This is a genomic window from Vibrio sp. R11-SG3-ISO3-SZ (genome assembly GCF_059834345.1).
Genome location: NZ_JCBDGX010000144.1, coordinates 1 through 15,885, shown reverse-complemented (window position 1 = coordinate 15,885; position 15,885 = coordinate 1). Strand labels below are relative to the sequence as shown.

At 45.2% G+C, this 15,885-nt stretch carries 23 protein-coding genes; 22 read left to right on the top strand and 1 reads right to left on the bottom strand.

Going from position 1 to position 15,885, the window contains the following annotated elements; translation table 11 throughout:
• The 12 genes from AC6R1O_RS16710 to AC6R1O_RS16655 all read left to right on the top strand — a co-directional run.
• A partial coding sequence (locus tag AC6R1O_RS16710) for a hypothetical protein (protein WP_500657450.1) occupies positions 1–340 on the top strand: 340 nt, incomplete at its 5' end.
• A 285-nt stretch (positions 341–625) separates the two neighbouring features.
• Positions 626–829: a hypothetical protein gene (locus AC6R1O_RS16705; RefSeq protein WP_500657449.1), complete on the top strand. Its 204-nt coding sequence runs from the start codon at positions 626–628 to the stop codon at positions 827–829.
• Positions 830–931: 102 nt separating this feature from the next.
• Positions 932–1,186 carry a hypothetical protein gene (locus AC6R1O_RS16700; RefSeq protein ID WP_500657448.1) on the top strand — a complete coding sequence of 85 codons (255 nt, stop codon included), beginning with the start codon at positions 932–934 and terminating at the stop codon, positions 1,184–1,186.
• A 79-nt stretch (positions 1,187–1,265) separates the two neighbouring features.
• Positions 1,266–1,481 carry a hypothetical protein gene (locus AC6R1O_RS16695; RefSeq protein ID WP_500657447.1) on the top strand — a complete coding sequence of 72 codons (216 nt, stop codon included), beginning with the start codon at positions 1,266–1,268 and terminating at the stop codon, positions 1,479–1,481.
• A gap of 89 nt (positions 1,482–1,570) precedes the next feature.
• Positions 1,571–3,286 carry a DUF6884 domain-containing protein gene (locus tag AC6R1O_RS16690; RefSeq protein WP_500657446.1) on the top strand — a complete coding sequence of 572 codons (1,716 nt, stop codon included), beginning with the start codon at positions 1,571–1,573 and terminating at the stop codon, positions 3,284–3,286.
• 236 nt (positions 3,287–3,522) lie between these two features.
• Complete coding sequence (locus tag AC6R1O_RS16685) at positions 3,523–3,819, top strand: DUF5983 family protein (protein ID WP_500657445.1); 297 nt, start codon at positions 3,523–3,525, stop codon at positions 3,817–3,819.
• Positions 3,820–4,164: 345 nt separating this feature from the next.
• Positions 4,165–4,578 (top strand): phage protein NinX family protein, encoded by a 414-nt coding sequence (locus tag AC6R1O_RS16680; RefSeq protein ID WP_500657444.1) that lies wholly within the window; start codon positions 4,165–4,167, stop codon positions 4,576–4,578.
• A gap of 606 nt (positions 4,579–5,184) precedes the next feature.
• The gene (locus tag AC6R1O_RS16675; protein ID WP_500657443.1) at positions 5,185–5,418 is read left to right on the top strand and encodes a hypothetical protein; all 234 of its coding nucleotides are present in this window, start codon (positions 5,185–5,187) and stop codon (positions 5,416–5,418) included.
• 24 nt (positions 5,419–5,442) lie between these two features.
• Complete coding sequence (locus AC6R1O_RS16670) at positions 5,443–5,721, top strand: hypothetical protein (protein WP_500657442.1); 279 nt, start codon at positions 5,443–5,445, stop codon at positions 5,719–5,721.
• Positions 5,722–6,133: 412 nt separating this feature from the next.
• Positions 6,134–6,679, top strand: coding sequence for a hypothetical protein (locus tag AC6R1O_RS16665; RefSeq protein ID WP_500657441.1), 546 nt, complete (start codon positions 6,134–6,136; stop codon positions 6,677–6,679).
• Between the two features lie 84 nt (positions 6,680–6,763).
• A complete protein-coding gene (locus AC6R1O_RS16660; protein ID WP_500657440.1) occupies positions 6,764–7,006 on the top strand; it encodes a hypothetical protein in 243 nt (80 codons plus the stop codon).
• Between the two features lie 77 nt (positions 7,007–7,083).
• Positions 7,084–7,350 carry a hypothetical protein gene (locus tag AC6R1O_RS16655; RefSeq protein WP_500657439.1) on the top strand — a complete coding sequence of 89 codons (267 nt, stop codon included), beginning with the start codon at positions 7,084–7,086 and terminating at the stop codon, positions 7,348–7,350.
• A gap of 159 nt (positions 7,351–7,509) precedes the next feature.
• Here the strand turns inward: AC6R1O_RS16655 and AC6R1O_RS16650 are convergent, their stop codons facing one another.
• Positions 7,510–9,417, bottom strand: coding sequence for a hypothetical protein (locus tag AC6R1O_RS16650; protein ID WP_500657438.1), 1,908 nt, complete (start codon positions 9,415–9,417; stop codon positions 7,510–7,512).
• A gap of 329 nt (positions 9,418–9,746) precedes the next feature.
• Here AC6R1O_RS16650 and AC6R1O_RS16645 point away from each other — a divergent pair, with 329 nt between their 5' ends.
• The 10 genes from AC6R1O_RS16645 to AC6R1O_RS16600 form a co-directional block, all read left to right on the top strand.
• Positions 9,747–10,004 carry a hypothetical protein gene (locus AC6R1O_RS16645; protein WP_500657436.1) on the top strand — a complete coding sequence of 86 codons (258 nt, stop codon included), beginning with the start codon at positions 9,747–9,749 and terminating at the stop codon, positions 10,002–10,004.
• A complete protein-coding gene (locus AC6R1O_RS16640) occupies positions 9,989–10,204 on the top strand; it encodes a hypothetical protein (RefSeq protein ID WP_500657435.1) in 216 nt (71 codons plus the stop codon). The genes AC6R1O_RS16645 and AC6R1O_RS16640 overlap by 16 nt, the downstream gene beginning before the upstream one ends.
• Positions 10,205–10,239: 35 nt before the next feature.
• The gene (locus AC6R1O_RS16635) at positions 10,240–10,470 is read left to right on the top strand and encodes a hypothetical protein (protein ID WP_500657434.1); all 231 of its coding nucleotides are present in this window, start codon (positions 10,240–10,242) and stop codon (positions 10,468–10,470) included.
• A gap of 311 nt (positions 10,471–10,781) precedes the next feature.
• A complete protein-coding gene (locus tag AC6R1O_RS16630; RefSeq protein WP_500657433.1) occupies positions 10,782–11,159 on the top strand; it encodes a hypothetical protein in 378 nt (125 codons plus the stop codon).
• A gap of 291 nt (positions 11,160–11,450) precedes the next feature.
• On the top strand, positions 11,451–11,654 hold the full coding sequence (locus AC6R1O_RS16625) for a hypothetical protein (RefSeq protein ID WP_500657432.1): 204 nt from the start codon (positions 11,451–11,453) through the stop codon (positions 11,652–11,654).
• Positions 11,655–11,742: 88 nt separating this feature from the next.
• On the top strand, positions 11,743–12,213 hold the full coding sequence (locus AC6R1O_RS16620) for a hypothetical protein (protein WP_500657431.1): 471 nt from the start codon (positions 11,743–11,745) through the stop codon (positions 12,211–12,213).
• Between the two features lie 826 nt (positions 12,214–13,039).
• Positions 13,040–13,240: a hypothetical protein gene (locus AC6R1O_RS16615; protein WP_500657430.1), complete on the top strand. Its 201-nt coding sequence runs from the start codon at positions 13,040–13,042 to the stop codon at positions 13,238–13,240.
• Between the two features lie 74 nt (positions 13,241–13,314).
• Positions 13,315–14,193: a DUF4942 domain-containing protein gene (locus tag AC6R1O_RS16610; protein ID WP_500657429.1), complete on the top strand. Its 879-nt coding sequence runs from the start codon at positions 13,315–13,317 to the stop codon at positions 14,191–14,193.
• 301 nt (positions 14,194–14,494) lie between these two features.
• Positions 14,495–15,367, top strand: a complete 873-nt coding sequence (locus tag AC6R1O_RS16605) for a hypothetical protein (protein ID WP_500657428.1) — start codon at positions 14,495–14,497, stop codon at positions 15,365–15,367.
• A 214-nt stretch (positions 15,368–15,581) separates the two neighbouring features.
• A partial coding sequence (locus tag AC6R1O_RS16600; RefSeq protein ID WP_500657427.1) for an EAL domain-containing protein occupies positions 15,582–15,885 on the top strand: 304 nt, incomplete at its 3' end.

Below are 15,885 nucleotides of genomic sequence, written 5' to 3'. Positions count from 1 at the left end.
TAGTGTTGAACTACTTCGTGCTGAGCATTCTGATGTGCGTGGAACCGGTGAATTTGCGGAACTGTTTGGCATACTCCGCGATAAACGTATCCCTTATAACGTTGAGTATGGAGCGTTAGGCGAGAACAATGACTGTTATGGTACTAAGTATGTTCGATATGTCGAATCTGGAGAGCCTATTGTTCATGATGTTCCTTTCGCAGACGGGAAACCAAGGGTGTTGCTTTCTGATCTACTCGAAGCCATGCAACGAGGTCAGAACGCCCTAATTGATTTGGTCAATCTGGAGCGTGATGAAAAGACCATTCAATCATGGGACAATAGTAGTTCACTTCGATAGTCTTAGTGTAGTTTCAGAAGTCATTGCGCGGCCATCAGTAATCCTCATTACTGGTGGCCTTTTCGCATCTCACATAACGCTTTTGTGCATTCTTGATCTCTGCCACCAGCGGCCATTCCTTTTTCGCATTCGCGGGACTCTTCTGACTGAAAGCATGCTTTTATTGCCCAAATAAAAGGTGCAAAAAAAGCACCATTATAAGTTGACATGGTTCCTAATATGCACTAACATTTAGTGTAGAGGTTAGGCATGAGGCGCTAACCGAGAATGCAACGGAAAGACACTATGGAAGATCGAGTAATTATTCATGAAATGGACGGAGAGGATGGGCTGTACTCCATTCACTTCGAGGGTGCTGCCGAAGATTTCGGTTTTAGCGACAAAAGCGACGAGCTAACAGCCGTAGACGCTCATGAAATCGCGGTGGAGGTGGCTGAGGAAACAGGCTCAGAGATCGTATGGGAAGGTTTTAAACCGCCTTGGAGTTGAGCTGGACGGAAAGAAGAGACATGTTTGAAGTAGCAGCATAGCGTTTGGCTGGTGGCCGAGCGCATCATTAAGCCAACTCACAACAATCACGGAAAGACAGCAATGAGTAAATACATAAACGATATAAAGCGAGTTTGGATAAGTTTTTCTTTCCCAGACACAGAGAATTACGAAGAAAGCATTTTCTGGGACAAGCTATTTAGTTTTGCACGCGAGAACGATTCTGATCATACAGAGTCTTGTGAATACACCTCATCTATCAAAGCTGAGTTTGATAGTTCAGAGAAGGCAATTGGTTTCGTTGAGGCAGTGCAAGAGTATGTCGCCAGTTGTGATGGTGTTGAGATGGTCGATTAGTGGTCTTATTCGATACTCATTCTGTATATGGGTATCCGATAAAACCACTAATCCAACGGAAAGATAGGAGTCATCAGCAATGACAAAACTTGTATTTATTACACCTGAGCAAAAGAAGTTACTTGAAGAAATATTGAGTGAGGATGCCCTACTTGTCTTTGACGAAAGTGAGCAAAAAAAACTCGAAGAAAGAGGTTGGTTTGACGGTGATGAAACAGAGCACAACTTTGAAGGGCAACCCCAAGTTATGTTTGATTTAGCCACATCAGAGCACCCTGCTTTTGTAAATGATTAGTAGGGTTTGTTAGTTGCCTTAACCGCTGCGTTTGGCTGGTGGCCGAGCGCATCATTAAGCCAACTGATCAACTTTGAAGGTCGCAAACAATGAACCAAGCCCACGTTAAGCGAAGCTCATCTGCAAAACCGGTATTAATTATCGGTTGTTCTGATAAGAAGGCGTCAGACCGCGCTATGGCTTTTGAATTGTACCAAGGTGCAATGTATCAATTGCTTAACGCCAACCTTTCAAGTCCTATGGATACGTTTGAGATCCTCATACTTAGTGCAAAGTTAGGCCTGATTAGAGCCACTGAATTTATCTCCCCATATGACCAAAAAATGGTATCTAGACAGAATTCAGCAGGAATAAAAGCCTTTGCAGCCAAGCATGGTAGCTCGGCGATAAAACTGATTAAAAGTGTGGCAAATAGGGATCGTGATTTATATGTTGCTCTGTCTAATGACTACCTATGTGCATTAGATGCCTGTATGGGAAGTAAATCCGCGGACATCCTTAAAAGGTTTCGCAGTCACTACATAAGTCGTGGTCACACGGGCATAGGGGATTTGCGGGGCCGTGTTTGCCGAATCATCAAAGCGGTAGCCGATCCAGAACCATTAAACCCTGTATGGCTGCATTCGGGATTGGCGAATATGAGCGAGATTGGCTTTTTGTCTGCCGGATGTGCGGTGGGAGCCTCTTTAGCACGAACGAATACCACTCGCGGCACCGATCTGTTATTTACTTTACTTGAGAGTGCAAAGCATCAACCTTTCTTTCTGGATAACGGGCTCATTAGCAACCTGAATCAAGGTAAAGATATTGATCATGACTGGGTATTCAGTGAGTACGAAGCCATCATCAGCTCGTGCACCAAACAGCAAGCGGCGAACGTCTCTATCGTAGTGCCAGACGATGTTACGTGTAATGAAAAGGCTTTAGCGATTGTCAGAAAGCATAAACGCACAATAAAAAACCTCGCGAATAGGGCAGACCTCATCTTGCCTATACACCGCTCCGTAGACATCCGAAAGCATGCTATGAAAATGCTTGCCGAACTTAACTATCATCCAAATATTCGCCTTGGAGTACCATGCCTTAGCGAAAAGGGGAAAGATTTGATGCTTTCTCTGGAAGATATTGACGCGCTACTGTCTCTGAAAAACCCAAAAACAGGGAATAAATGCTTCCGCAAAATACACTTTTTCGGTATGAGCGAAGTGACGCACAGGGCTAAACTTCAACCACGATTGACGCTGGCATATCTACACGGAATGCGTGGCACTCAGGTTGCACTAGATTGCAGCAGGGTTACGGCGAACTTTGGTAAAACGAAGACCGGTCTCCGCAAAGGGTCTGCCATCGCTAAAAAGCTAAAGGAAGAACATGTAAGAAAGCAGGTCGTGAAAAGCAATGCATTTGTGTCGCACTGTTTCTATGAAGAATACCGCGCGCCGAATGGTGAAGCTTTTGTAACCCAAGACTTCTACGACATGATTAATGAGGATGAGATTCACACATTCTGGATGATCTACAACGAAATTATGAAAGATCATGCTCACTTGAAAATGACTCCGTTTCCCGTAGGTGAAGAAAGCGAAGCAATGGAAATTGCGTGGCAATTAACCAGCAATCATGTTGTCGATAACCTTGTCTTTGAAAGGCTAAAAAACCGCAACTGGGAGTATTTCAAACACCAAGTGGATAGCATTTCTGAAATGTCAGCTTTTGATGTGCGCTGCAACGCTATTCAAGCACTATTTCAACGAGAGAATACACCTTCTCAACCTGTTCAACTTGCGATCCCTCTGGCTTCATAGCCCATTAGTTTACTAACCCGAAAATAATCACGGAAGGAAAACCTTGGCATCTGCTGGTGGCCTTCGCTTGCCGCTGAGTTGTCGATTGTGCGCAATCTATTGGTAAGAGAGAGTGCAAAAAAGGAACTTTCTTCCATTGACAGAGTTCCGAATATGCACTATTATTTCGATGAGGGTTAGGGATTAAACGCTAACCATGAGTCACTGATATCACCAATCCAATGGAAGCAATAATCATGTCTATTACCTTTAACGAAACATACAAAACAGTTGCCATCTCTACTTGTCACATGACAGAAGACGACAGTAAACAGTTAAACATCATCGCTGGTGAAGATTGTTCGATGGTTGCAGTTAGGCCAACAGGGTATTTTGTAAAGTTGTTTGACGAAGAACCACAATCAAACTGCCGAGACGAACTGAGTGATAGCTTAAATGCACTCCTTGAGGAATCGGCTCGACAAGGATTCCGTTGCATTGAGTTTGATCGCGACGCGGACGAAATAGAAGGTGTTGCTCGGTTTGAGTGGTAATCGCGTTAGTCATGCGCTTGGTTAGTTACTGAGCGCACCATCAAGCCAATTCAATTAGACAAGTGACAGTTATCATCAGGTCATCAGTAATCCTCATTGCTGGTGGCCTTTTCGCATCTCACATAACGCTTTTGTGCATTCTCGATCTCTGCCACCAGCGGCCATTCCTTTTTCGCATTCGCGGGACTCTTCTGACTGAAAGCACGTTTTTAACCTCCAAATTAAAGGTGTAAAAAAAGCACTCTTAATGCTTGACAGGGTTCCGAATATGCACTAATGTTTGTTGTAAAGGTTAGCCATCCGGTGCTAGCCGCGAATTCAACGGAAACAACAATGGAGCTGTTCATGGCACTTGTAAGCATCGAAACTTTGAAAGGAATTGCGCTAGATTGGGCTGTAGCCAAAGCTGAGCGGTTGCCAATAAAACTTGATCCTATGGGTTTCATGAAAGACTCCCCTAAAAGCTCTCAAGCAGGGTACTGGGTTTGGGAAGATGGGGTAAAAGGTGGTCGCATGTGGCTCATTGGGCACGGTGATTTTAGTCCCTCATCGAAATGGCAGCAAGGTGGGGAAATTATCGAACGTGAACAAATTGAGCTCATCCCACCATGCCGAGAGTCACTGCACTGGACAGCAAAGCTTCATGATAGCGACTTTCAACAAAGTGGTGCTACCGCACTTGAGGCATCAATGAAAGCTTATGTGGCGAGTGCTTTAGGAGATGAGTTGGAAGTACCAGACCGACTACTAGCCAACTGATTTACGCGATGCGCCTTAGTGATGAGGTGTATCTGGTAATTTTTTGTAAAAGCAATAACCTAACGGTAGCACCTAATGAGAAATCGCAAAGTCAAACAGATGATTTGTAGCGTTGAAATCTACCGACGCAATGGTTGTCTTCCTAACGAGTTTCGATTCACATACAAGGATGGTGACTTTGGGTATTGGGTGCACTTGAGGTCTGGTTGGTTTTTTAGGGCTGTGTGTTTGGGGCAGATTTCCCTAACCGCAGCTCAGTGAGCTAAAGGAACGTGACCCACGAATTTTCATCTCGAAAAGACCACTATCACTTGATGGCTAAATACCTGCGATTGAAGCGGCAGTTTGAGGATCGCCGCCAGCATATTAGGAATGGCAAGTTTCATAAGCTTGCGAAAAGCTGCCTCGCGGTTTAAGCCCCTCACTCGCATTCGGCCATTGTTTATAGTTCTGACGGTGCTCTTCTGGCTGAAACAAAGTTTTCAACTCAAGCAAATGGTGCAAAAAAGGAACCATTTATTGTTTACAAGGTTCCGAATATGCACTACAATTTAGTGTAGAGGTTAGGCATGAGGCGCTAACCGAGAATGCAACGGAAAGAACACTATGGCACTTAAAGTATTTGAAGTAACTCGCTGTTGGAAACATCCAAGAGGACGCTATTTGATTGCGGTAAGCTCCAAAGCTGAAGCATCCCGCATTCTTGGCTGTAGTGCTTACCACTTGTCACAGTACGCTTACGAACTTGATGCAGATCAACCAGAGTATGCATTGGCGATGTCTCAGCCGAAAGTGCCGTTTAAGACGTTAGATGACCGAACACCCTTTAAACCCCTATAACAACGGAAAGACAGGAGTATGAGCATGACAACAAATTCAGAGTTACTACTTGCAAAATGGGAGAACGCAAAGGCGTTTTTATTGGATGGTCGAGTGTGTGGTGACTTCTCTTTAGGTTGCGTTAATTCCGAGGCTGAAGATGATCAAGGACTTGAGTTTCACCTCTATGGGCAGCGTGGGAAGAATGGCGAATACTACGTAGAGCGAGAGCAGTTAGATAAAGGCACTCTGACTTCTGAGGGGGTTGTTATCGACTACTACGGCGAAGAGGTTGAGATAGTTCCATTGAGTGTTATGAGTTGATTTAACCGCTGCGTTTGGCTGGTGGCCGAGCGCATCATTAAGCCAACTAGATGCAAATGTCTTGAGCCATATAAAGCGATGCGTTCGTGTACGCATATAACGGCTCTCTAAGAGCCAACCATTAGCGATAACGGTAAGACACTATAGTTATTGCACGGCCATCAGTAAATCCTCATTGCTGGTGGCCTTTTCGTAGCTGACATAACGTTTTTGTGCATTCTCGATCTCTGCCACCAGCGGCCATTCCTTTTTCGCATTCGCGGGACTCTTCTGACTGAAAGCACGCTTTTAACGCCCAAATAAAAGGTGCAAAAAAAGCACCATTAAATATTGACAGGGTTCCGATAATGCACCATAATGAGCTCATGGGTTAAGCATGAAGCATTAACCACGAATACAGCGGAAGCACGGTATGAACGAAGTGAATATGATGAACGTCAAAGCCAAGCTCGACCATTTTCAGTCTTTGGTAGACAAAGAGTTGTCCTTCAATAACCTCCAGCATGTTCAAGAGATGAACAGTAAAGCGCTTCATTACTACTTGGATGGCTTACAAGATGCGGAAAGTAGTGACCTTTATGCTCGACTGTTTGGCTCTGACAATGTAACGGTGGAGGTCTTAAAGGACTATGACACCAATATCAACGGGCACTACCTAAATCGCATTGACATCTCTTTTGGTGATGTCGTGATTACGGTGTCTTTCTTGGCTTATATGGACGGTTGTGACGGTTGGTTTACCACAGAAGAAACGTTGAGTGTCACTGGTGATGGTGTTAGCGCCAGTGAGATTGAACAGATCGAGTGGGCACTGGATGGCTATGTTTCAGATATGGCTAGTGCGACCTACTTTGACAACAACAATGGTTTTTGCACCACACCTCAAGCGCTGACCGACGTAGAGCGCGCCGATCTCGAATCGCTGCTGCGTATGTGTCTTGCTGAAACTGTCTCGTAAAATTTCTGACTCTTGCGCTCTATTAACTTGTGGAGCGCATCGAGCTCAAGTCCATCAAAAAACCAAATAACAAGGTAGGTAGTTATGTTTCTAGCGGGGACTTATATTTCGCACTGGTCAGAGGGCAGTGTGTATTCAGAATGTTCTATCGATACGGATTCGCTCTCCGTAGTGAGTGTCGAAGTGTCCGACGATGGAGAACACTATGAGCATCTCGAATCTGAAGAGGTTGAAATCGAGATTAACGGTCAATGCATTTATCTAGATGCTGAACAAGGTGAGCTGTCTGAGGATGGAAAGTTGACGTTACGTAAATCGCTGTCTTAACCCAAGTTGCCTTACGCGTTGCGCACTGATTCGACAGTGCGCAACATTGTATGCAAGTTGCTCGCCGAACGGGAGTTATGATGAGAACAAATCCTTTAGAGCTGCACCTAGAGCAGAATGGTTTTCGAGAGTTGTTTGGTATCGCGTTGTGGGGGAAAGACGTAAACGGTACAGCAGTGGACACCAACAGTGGTGTGGCTAAAGTTTTCCCTCATGTCAATGCAGCATATGACAATTATGTGGGTTATGCTGAAACCGTCGAGGAACTAGATGCCCTAATCGAAAAGTCGGAAACCAGTGAGTTTTTTGTGGGAGAGCGTAAACGACTTAGCGATCATAATTAGTGTTCTCCAACCTAAAGAGCCATCGGCATTTGCTGGTGGCTTTTTCGTTTCTGATGTGACGCCTTTGCACATTCGCTTTCTGCCTATTGGCGCCCATTCCTCTAACTCAGAACGACGACCATTAATCATTAACTCACCCGTTATTGCAACGATAGCGATTTATCCCATTTGAAATTTGGCTTCATACTCTAATGCCTCTACCTCACTTGCCTTTACACTTTGAGGAATGTCACTAACAAGATTAGCAAGTTCATTTTGTGAAATGAACGTGTGGCATTTCTCCAAGGAAGAGAGCAGTCCATCTTTCTGGGTATCGATGTAATAGGTCACTTTCGATGCGATTTCTGGGTGCTCCTTTTTTACTGTTTCCATAACTTGAGATAGGGAATCAGGAACGTGGATCTGATGAATGTCTTCTATTGCTAAATCTTTCGTCACTTCAAAATAGGGTGTTACATTTGGGACGTTTTCAAAAGCGTCTCTCAATGTGTTGGTGATAAAGTTGATGGTGTTGTAGTCGGCATCAATAAAACCATCGAGTTCGTGCGCGCGCGCGATGCGAAGAATTTCGTCAGCAGTTAGTTCGCCGTCGGTGCGAACACTTAGTAACTCTAGTGCGTCCTTGTAGAAAGCTCGACCATCATCCCAAGGCATGTTAGGTACACCGAGAGCAAAATCTAAATTTAGTTTAGTGTCCCGTACCATTCTGTATTGTCTATCGAGCTCTAAGTAAGCGGCTTGTTGTGGTGATAACTCTGTAAGAGCATTTCGCACTTGACTGTGAAGGGCAATCAACTGTTCTCGCTTGTCACTGTCGTTCTCGATGCGTTTGTCTTGAGACAAAGCAACTAGATCATTAATGGTTGACCCCGTATCTAAGCAGACTTCAAAGAGCGTATTTTTTGTGAAAGATGACGTGCGAGAGGTTATACCAAGCAAAGTGGCTAATTGGTCGTAGGCAGATTGAATTTGATCTACGTAATTAACGGATGCGGCTTCGCTTATGCTGAATTTTAATGGCTGGATTTCTGTTAACCTTTCGGGCACATCGACTGCGTCTATCCTTTCAGCTTTTAGTGCAAATATTTCCCCGCTCGAAAAAGTGAGGGATTGTTGCGTATTTGCTTCTGTATTGTCTGCTAAGTGCTCCCACGCTTCCGATTTCGAGCTAAACAATTGACCGTCAATGTCATACACGTATTCCGCGGCAAGGCGTTTCGCTATTTCGAAAGCGAAGTGGGTCAGGTCTCCTTCGTGTTTGAATGCTTCATTGCGAACGAGAGTGAGTAAAGCGGTTATATCAACCTCTTTGCTCTGCCCATAATTAGTCTTCTCCCCCCAATCTCTTAGTTTGTCCACCATAGATTCAAGAAGCGTTTCATCACTTTGTGTTAGATAAAACCGGTGTACATTCTTGTCAAAGGTTCTGGTGGCTTTGCTCAATTTTGATTGATGATAGTTCCGGCAAATATCTACTAAACACTGCTCGTCTTGTTTCGATAGATTGGAAGTCCCCCCTTTTTTCTTCAATGACTTTGGCGCTTGTTCAAGCAAAGCAGAAAGAAGTGGGTCATTGCTGGTGGCTTTGTGTGGTAGCTCTATATTTATGCCCATCACTTCCAAGAAGCTCATTTGAAATGCTTCATCGTACATTAAACAGTTTGTAAGCTGCACTAATGGCATTGAAAACTCGACTCTTGACTTAAAGCCTTCCTTAACGCTGCGCAATGGTTGGATTTCAAGTAGGGTAGAGTACTTTTCGAGTTTAACTGTTAGTCTCTGTAACCGTTCGTCATGTAATTGTGAGACCGTTTTAACTGGCGCGGTTCTGGTGTAACTATCTCGCGTCCAGATGCGTGATTTTGGATCTTTTAGAATAGAAGGCTTGAGAGAAAACACTATTTCGCCAAACTTTTGGTAGTGACAATTGAAAGCCTCTCTCTCTGATGGGGTCATCGCATTGGGAATGACCGATAATGCACTAGACATGGAGGGCTTTCCATCTTCGCTGAGCGATAGTAGTAAGTTCTTAAAAGTAGTGCTGTGAGTGAGGTTTATCTTGGCCATGTACTGCTCTCCTATTTTCACCACTATATCCTAGAACAATTTTCACAACTAGGCTGGCCTGATTAATCGAACGGAAAGGGAGGACGGTTGGCTTTTTGTCACCTTCTGTATCGCTTTGATGATTGTCACTCTCTGCCACCAGCGGTGCTCCCTGTTGCTTTTTCTGGTTTGTTCGGACTGAAAGTACCCATTCCCCCTCGACATTCCCCCTCGATAAAAGGTGTAAAAAAGGCACCTTTCACTATTGACAGGGTTCCGTATATGCACTATTATTTGATGTAAAGGTTGGGCAAGGTGCGCTGACCGAGAATGCATAGGAAACAACCACGATGAATGGATTTAAATTTCTTGCTCACTTTGTGGCAAATGCAGTCAACTACAATCGTTTGGTTACTGTAGTCATTGGATTATGTCTAAATGAAGTGTTCGCTCTAGTTGTTACCCGTGCTTTAGGGATCGCTAGTATGTTTCAAGCGCCACCTATTCTTATGATTGCTGACCTTGCGCTAACCGGTGTGCTGTTTGCTTTCTTCTATAGTGTGTGTCGAATCTGCAAAGAGGTAAAAAGCGCATGGGCAACAAATTAGTTATTAACGGCGCGAACGGTTGGAGCTATACATTTCGTAAACAACCCAACCGTCCAATTGAATTCAAGAAGAGTCATGAGGCACTAGGTGATCTAGGTGGTTGGCATGTGGCTAAGAACTTTTGCTTGAAAGCTTTGATTAGTGATGTGGCCTTGGCGGGTCATTTTGGAATGACTGCTTGGCAGTTTAGATATCAGTAAAGTCGAATCTAGTAACGGAAAAACAGGGGAACACAATGGATATTACCGCTCTAACTTGCATTGCTGACAATATCAGCGACACGAACGCCAAAGCTCTTGAAATGGGTGAAGCTGAAGTTAGTATCGCTCCGACCGACACGAACAAAGGCAAATGTTTGGTTGTATTTGTTAATCAGCAAGCTGTGTATTCACCAACCGCTAATGAGCGAATGGATACCTATAGCAATTGTGCTGACGAACTGGAGCGTTACATGAACTCTTACTAGTGGCCTCACGTTGCGTTTGGCTGGTGGCTGAGCGCATCACTAAGCCTACTTCATTAGACAAAACGGGCCACCAGTAATCCTTATTGCTGGTGGCCTTCTCGTAGCTGACATAATGCCTTTCTCGCTCAGTGCCTGCCAAGGGTGATTCCTTCTTGCTTTTATTGGATTGCTCGGACTGAAAGCACCTATTCTCTTTCGGTAAACGGTGTAAAAAAGACACCTTTAGGTGTTGACGGGGTTCCGTATATGCACTATCATTTATTGGAAAGGTTGGCATGAGGCGCTGGCCTTGATGAAACGGGAGAGCAAACATGCAGCGTTCACATCAATTACCTGAAAATTCGACAACGCTTCATATGTCGAACACCATAAGAGAAATAGTTCGCCCAGCTTCACGAGATCTGGAAGATGAGCATGGCTATCATCATGGTGAGTTCGGGGTTGATGGTTATGTTAAGGCGTTTGGCCATTTTGATGGCTTTTGTGTTGATGGTGAAATCGAAATGAACACAGAAGACGGTTATGTGCTGGATAGCTGTGAGCTGCCGTTCTGGTGCTTTAAATCGGATAGTGGATGTGTCGTCATGTATGCATCTGGCGCGATTGAGATTGGTGAAGTTGTTGATGCCTCTGCTTTGGGTGGTGAGATTGTTTGTCTGCTGACCAATCTTTATGCGGTTAACTGTTAGCTGAATTAGTGACTCAGCAAAATGGGCGCTGAGCAAGGGCGTTCATCGTTTGACAATTCAGTCAACATTCAAGGGGCCTTATTGATTCCAGCTGCCTTAACACTGCGCTTGGCCACCAGCTGTGGAGCGCTGCTGAAGGAAAGCGGGATACGGCCGGTCCCACGGAGTGCGCATTTCGTGCTCTAACAGCTCTCGAGGTTGATATCAGGGATAATCCTCACAACATTTTTTTTGTACAATGGGTTTTGATGGTGCTTAATGTGCACATAAGTTTTATCAGAGGGAAGTAACATGACTCCGAACGAATACCAATCGGCGAGAAAAGCGTTGGGATATGAGGTACCAGAGTGGTTAGAGAAGCTCGGTATCGCAAGGGATACTCACAAAAAATACAATAGTGGCCACGCTGTCATTCAGCCGCAGGTTGCTAATCACATTGAGACGTTGCTGGAGTACCATAAATTAAGGCAGAGTATGGAAAAGGCGCTCGGTTAATTTTCTGCAGTATAGAGTACTTAAGGGCATGACGTTCACTTGCTGGTGGCGGTCTTGTTTAGTCAATTACGATAAAGGAATAGCAGCGATGGATAACCTTCATATGCGAAGTTTTAGCAAAGCGCAGTACCACGCGTTTAGAAATGTCGAGCGAACGGCGGAAAGTGAATCCAGCCATGCCGATGTCAGCATGTTACGTAGTGTGTTGCGCAAGTATAAGCAAGAGCGACATAGCGTGGTTCGGCCAGAGGTGCTCACGGAGTTATGTAAACGTACATTGACTAGTGAGGACGTAATGACCGAGCGACAGAAGCGCATTGAGCGACTGAAGGGTAAGGGCTCTGGTGAAGTGTACTATGCGTTCTGGGCGCGCGATTGTGATTTGTGTGAATCGGCTTACGCGTATTCGTTCGCCAATGAGTTTGAAGCCGGTGAGTACATCGATGCTTTTTTCGATGGGGCAGAAGGCCCGAGTACATGCGCGAAAATCAGCAAGGATGAGTTCGATCGTTACGAAGGGTGGTCTCGGGACTTGGCAGCGGAGGCGGCGGGATATTAGTCGTATGGTAGGCGCCGAAAGACCGCGCAGTGAAACAACAATCACCAAGAAAAGGCCGCTCTATTTCAGGGCGGTTTTTTTTGGCTGGCCAAAATGTTTCACACATATGCGAATATTAGCTTGCGATGTACGCAAATGTGCGTATAACTTAGAGGTTATCTGAATCTATGTGAGGTTGATTATGGCAATTACACTACTTACTAAAAGCTGGAATACGGTTCAGCATGCCAATGTCGAGACATTTCGTAATGCCTCTCTTTGTTTGCGTGACTTCTCTTGCCATTGCGAATACTCCTTTGATGTTGATGGTTGGTCGATTTGCTTGGGATGGCTCCAGCTTTCTTGGGGGACATTCTCGCGTCCACGGCAAGCAAGCAAAGGCAATAAACACTAGATGGTTGCCTTACCGCTGCGCACTGAACCCTTAGTGTGCATCATTAAGGCCACAATCATTCACAACTTAGTAGAACAGGGAGAGTAAGAGTATGAGCAATCACATTGCTGGAAATTGGTTTATCAGTGTATTCAAGATGCGTGTTATGCGAACGGCCGACCTCATCAAAGTCACCCAGTCGCCACACTATCGCGAGACAACCCGCCATAATGCACTTGTCGAATTGGATAACCGAAAAAGTACGATTTAATCGGCGTAATCACCAATGAAACAGACCAGCGAGAGCCGTCCCAATAAGGGGCGGCTTTTTTTGGTCTCGTGTTTCCACGGCAGGCTTTACGTGCACGCAAATAAGCGAAAATAATCATTGTTTATGAACGCATATATGCGTACACTATTTGTAACCGTTACAATGACAACACAGAGGTGGCTATGAATAACGTCGTGGGTTTATCCATATACAACAAACAAAAAGAGCTCAAGGGTAAGGTAACTGACCAGTATCGCTCTGAAACAGATGATGTCGATGTTTTGCTTATTGATGATGACTACGAAGTGCCAGCTGTGAACGTGGAATATCACTTGTGGACGCTGAATGACGACAAGCGGGGCGAGCACCTAGTGTTCAAATAGTCAATCGATGCATCATTTTGCGGCAGATGTGTTTTCGTGACGCATCTGCCGCTATTACATTAGGCGGAGAAAGTATGACAGGCGTAATTAAACCAAAGCTCATTGACACACTGGTTCAGCAACGTAACACGTTTATCGAAGTGTATCTTCAGGCCATTCGGCTTCACCAAGAGTCAATAAAGATTGCAGATGCGATCGACAGCACTATTCCCACTCAGAATAGTGGTTACATCGACCATTTTGGTTCGGTGTTTCGGTCTGTCGCGGTGGAACTGGGTCAAGTCAGTGCCAGCAGCTCTATGCCTCGTGAGCACCTCATTCAAAGTGTTTCAGAATCAAAACTGCGCACACTCACCACTAAGCATGTTGATGGCAAAATGTGGAAGATGCTATTCAATCGACTAGGGCTGCTAAAGAGCATGTCTCAAGCCCAACAAAACCAGTTTCTTAGTGATTGTGACAATCGACCCAAAACTTTCTCCTTGGACAATGTGCAAGCCACCCTTCAAAGTCTGCATGATAACCGCGACACTGATCTGCTTGATTCCCTATTCGATGTCTTTTTAGGTCTGTCGTCGGCTTATGCTTCAAATGGCAAGCGGCAGATTCGGTCAAAGGTCATCATTGAGAACGCATTCCATGAATACGGTGACACGTTTAGGCTGACTAACCATGAGCATCTCGACGTACTATTGAATGTTATATGGCGTTGGGTGTTGATGAATAACTGGCGCTTTGATAACAACGGCATGTCAGAAAATGCCATTTGGACAGAGGTTTCGAACGTGATGGAGGCGTCGAACCAAGATTATGATGCGATTGGTGTTATCCACTCTCATGGAATTGAATTCCAGTGCTTTAAGAAGAAAACGATACACGTCGTGCTTCCAGATTCTATGGTGAGCCTGCTAAACGATCAGTTAGCCAAAACGGGCGCACTCCCTCCCATCTGAGTTGGGATTTTATTGGAATTGACCACCAGCACACAAGCGGCATTGCTGGTGGCCAGTATAAAATCACACCATGCTTTCGTCTTTCTAGCTGCATGGGCCCTTTCCAAGCTCCCAATAATCAAACTGTCTCTGATTGCTCGTACGGTTATCGTAATTGCCTTGTTTAAACTTAACTTTCAAGCAAGGTTTATACGTAACTTGTTATTGTGTCGGTGTTACCTTTACGTAGTTAACCAAAGGTAATTCCTTACGAGGTATAGTGCGTTCTGCGGCCTTAAATAACATCGAATATAGGTTTCATATGAGTATCCCATACACTGAGCTTGTTTTACCCAACGGCATTGGCCTAAGTTCTGCGCTTGATAATGCTATGAAAATGGCGAAAGAACGACGCATACCATTATCAGAGGCGAAAAACTGCATAGCTTGGTCCATCTCGGCAGGGAAAAGTTGGGATGAGCTCGTCTCCCAGACTTCCAATGAGTATCGGAAGAAAGCCGAGGCCGTAATGCAACAACTGTCTCAGTGTGGCGCCTTCAGTCCGCAAGAGCTCCAGCTTTTACGGATTGTCTTAGTGGAGAACCGGTGGCCAACGCCAGAAGAGTACCTCGTATTGCCTGATGGCCGGTCTTTGGATGCGTTCCACAAACAGGCTGGCGAATTGTGTCAGTTATTGGGTATCGGTACCGCTCAAGCGCGAGAGATGTCAGCGTTCAGGGTGGGGCGGGGTACGAGCTATAAAGAGATGATGGCCATTAGCGCAGGCGCACTGGAGCAGCCGGCAAATGAAAAAGTGTCCAAACGAATAGACCGGTTACTTTCCGAAGATGGCAAGGCTTTGCTCCAACAATGTGCCAACAAGTGTGGATGGGTTCTCGTGGCGACCGGAGCTTCTCTTTCCGCCATGGCGGATTTCGCGGCAATTGGTTCGTACATCGGTGGCGGGGACGGTGAGCGATACAGATTGACCACTGAAATAAACAGCGAAGAGGTGGCACACTCTAAAGTTAAGTGTGTTTGCGTTCATCTCGAATTCGATGACCTTCAAACTGTTACTCGTTTTATTGATGAACAAACAGAATTGAGTGATGCGTTGTTGGCTGTTGTGTATCGGCACGAAGGTAATGTTGTCGTTAGAACGGAGTTGGGCCGTCCTGCTCTAAAATTGATTTAACATTCCTCAGATTTGTCGTTCATCGCCGTCCACCAGCATAGAGCATCAGCTTGTATGGCTTTGCTGCTGGTGGCTAGTGGTTCCCCGCCCAGATTGTGGGTGTAAGCCCTGCGCAAAAAAGTAGCACATGTCAGCTGTTTAATCTAAAATATCTGGTAGTATATATTCTAATAATTAAGGGCTGCGGCCCTGTTAGATTGGCAGGGATGATGACATGGACGAAGAACTTTTCAGGGCGCAGTTGCAGCCGATCGTAAATATCAGTACGCGACAGACTCATTCTTTTGAGGTGCTCAGCCGGTGCGTGCAGGCGCTGGACATTGAATCGTTTTTCAAAACGGTGACACCGCGTTCCGGAGCAGACATCAGTATTAAGGTCTTGCGTGATACCATGGCTGGGTTCATCAATAACCCTCACACTCTTCAATTCAATCTCTCACCTAAGCAACTCTTGTTTCCCACGACACTCAATAAGCTCACGCACATATTAACGAAAAGCGGCTACCCGCCATCAATGT

Coding starts and splice junctions, on each gene's coding strand:
- AC6R1O_RS16705 (WP_500657449.1), top strand. CDS start 626: ATGGAAGATCGAGTAATTATTCATGAAATGGACGGAGAGGATGGGCTG.
- AC6R1O_RS16700 (WP_500657448.1), top strand. CDS start 932: ATGAGTAAATACATAAACGATATAAAGCGAGTTTGGATAAGTTTTTCT.
- AC6R1O_RS16695 (WP_500657447.1), top strand. CDS start 1,266: ATGACAAAACTTGTATTTATTACACCTGAGCAAAAGAAGTTACTTGAA.
- AC6R1O_RS16690 (WP_500657446.1), top strand. CDS start 1,571: ATGAACCAAGCCCACGTTAAGCGAAGCTCATCTGCAAAACCGGTATTA.
- AC6R1O_RS16685 (WP_500657445.1), top strand. CDS start 3,523: ATGTCTATTACCTTTAACGAAACATACAAAACAGTTGCCATCTCTACT.
- AC6R1O_RS16680 (WP_500657444.1), top strand. CDS start 4,165: ATGGCACTTGTAAGCATCGAAACTTTGAAAGGAATTGCGCTAGATTGG.
- AC6R1O_RS16675 (WP_500657443.1), top strand. CDS start 5,185: ATGGCACTTAAAGTATTTGAAGTAACTCGCTGTTGGAAACATCCAAGA.
- AC6R1O_RS16670 (WP_500657442.1), top strand. CDS start 5,443: ATGACAACAAATTCAGAGTTACTACTTGCAAAATGGGAGAACGCAAAG.
- AC6R1O_RS16665 (WP_500657441.1), top strand. CDS start 6,134: ATGAACGAAGTGAATATGATGAACGTCAAAGCCAAGCTCGACCATTTT.
- AC6R1O_RS16660 (WP_500657440.1), top strand. CDS start 6,764: ATGTTTCTAGCGGGGACTTATATTTCGCACTGGTCAGAGGGCAGTGTG.
- AC6R1O_RS16655 (WP_500657439.1), top strand. CDS start 7,084: ATGATGAGAACAAATCCTTTAGAGCTGCACCTAGAGCAGAATGGTTTT.
- AC6R1O_RS16650 (WP_500657438.1), bottom strand. CDS start 9,417: ATGGCCAAGATAAACCTCACTCACAGCACTACTTTTAAGAACTTACTA.
- AC6R1O_RS16645 (WP_500657436.1), top strand. CDS start 9,747: ATGAATGGATTTAAATTTCTTGCTCACTTTGTGGCAAATGCAGTCAAC.
- AC6R1O_RS16640 (WP_500657435.1), top strand. CDS start 9,989: ATGGGCAACAAATTAGTTATTAACGGCGCGAACGGTTGGAGCTATACA.
- AC6R1O_RS16635 (WP_500657434.1), top strand. CDS start 10,240: ATGGATATTACCGCTCTAACTTGCATTGCTGACAATATCAGCGACACG.
- AC6R1O_RS16630 (WP_500657433.1), top strand. CDS start 10,782: ATGCAGCGTTCACATCAATTACCTGAAAATTCGACAACGCTTCATATG.
- AC6R1O_RS16625 (WP_500657432.1), top strand. CDS start 11,451: ATGACTCCGAACGAATACCAATCGGCGAGAAAAGCGTTGGGATATGAG.
- AC6R1O_RS16620 (WP_500657431.1), top strand. CDS start 11,743: ATGGATAACCTTCATATGCGAAGTTTTAGCAAAGCGCAGTACCACGCG.
- AC6R1O_RS16615 (WP_500657430.1), top strand. CDS start 13,040: ATGAATAACGTCGTGGGTTTATCCATATACAACAAACAAAAAGAGCTC.
- AC6R1O_RS16610 (WP_500657429.1), top strand. CDS start 13,315: ATGACAGGCGTAATTAAACCAAAGCTCATTGACACACTGGTTCAGCAA.
- AC6R1O_RS16605 (WP_500657428.1), top strand. CDS start 14,495: ATGAGTATCCCATACACTGAGCTTGTTTTACCCAACGGCATTGGCCTA.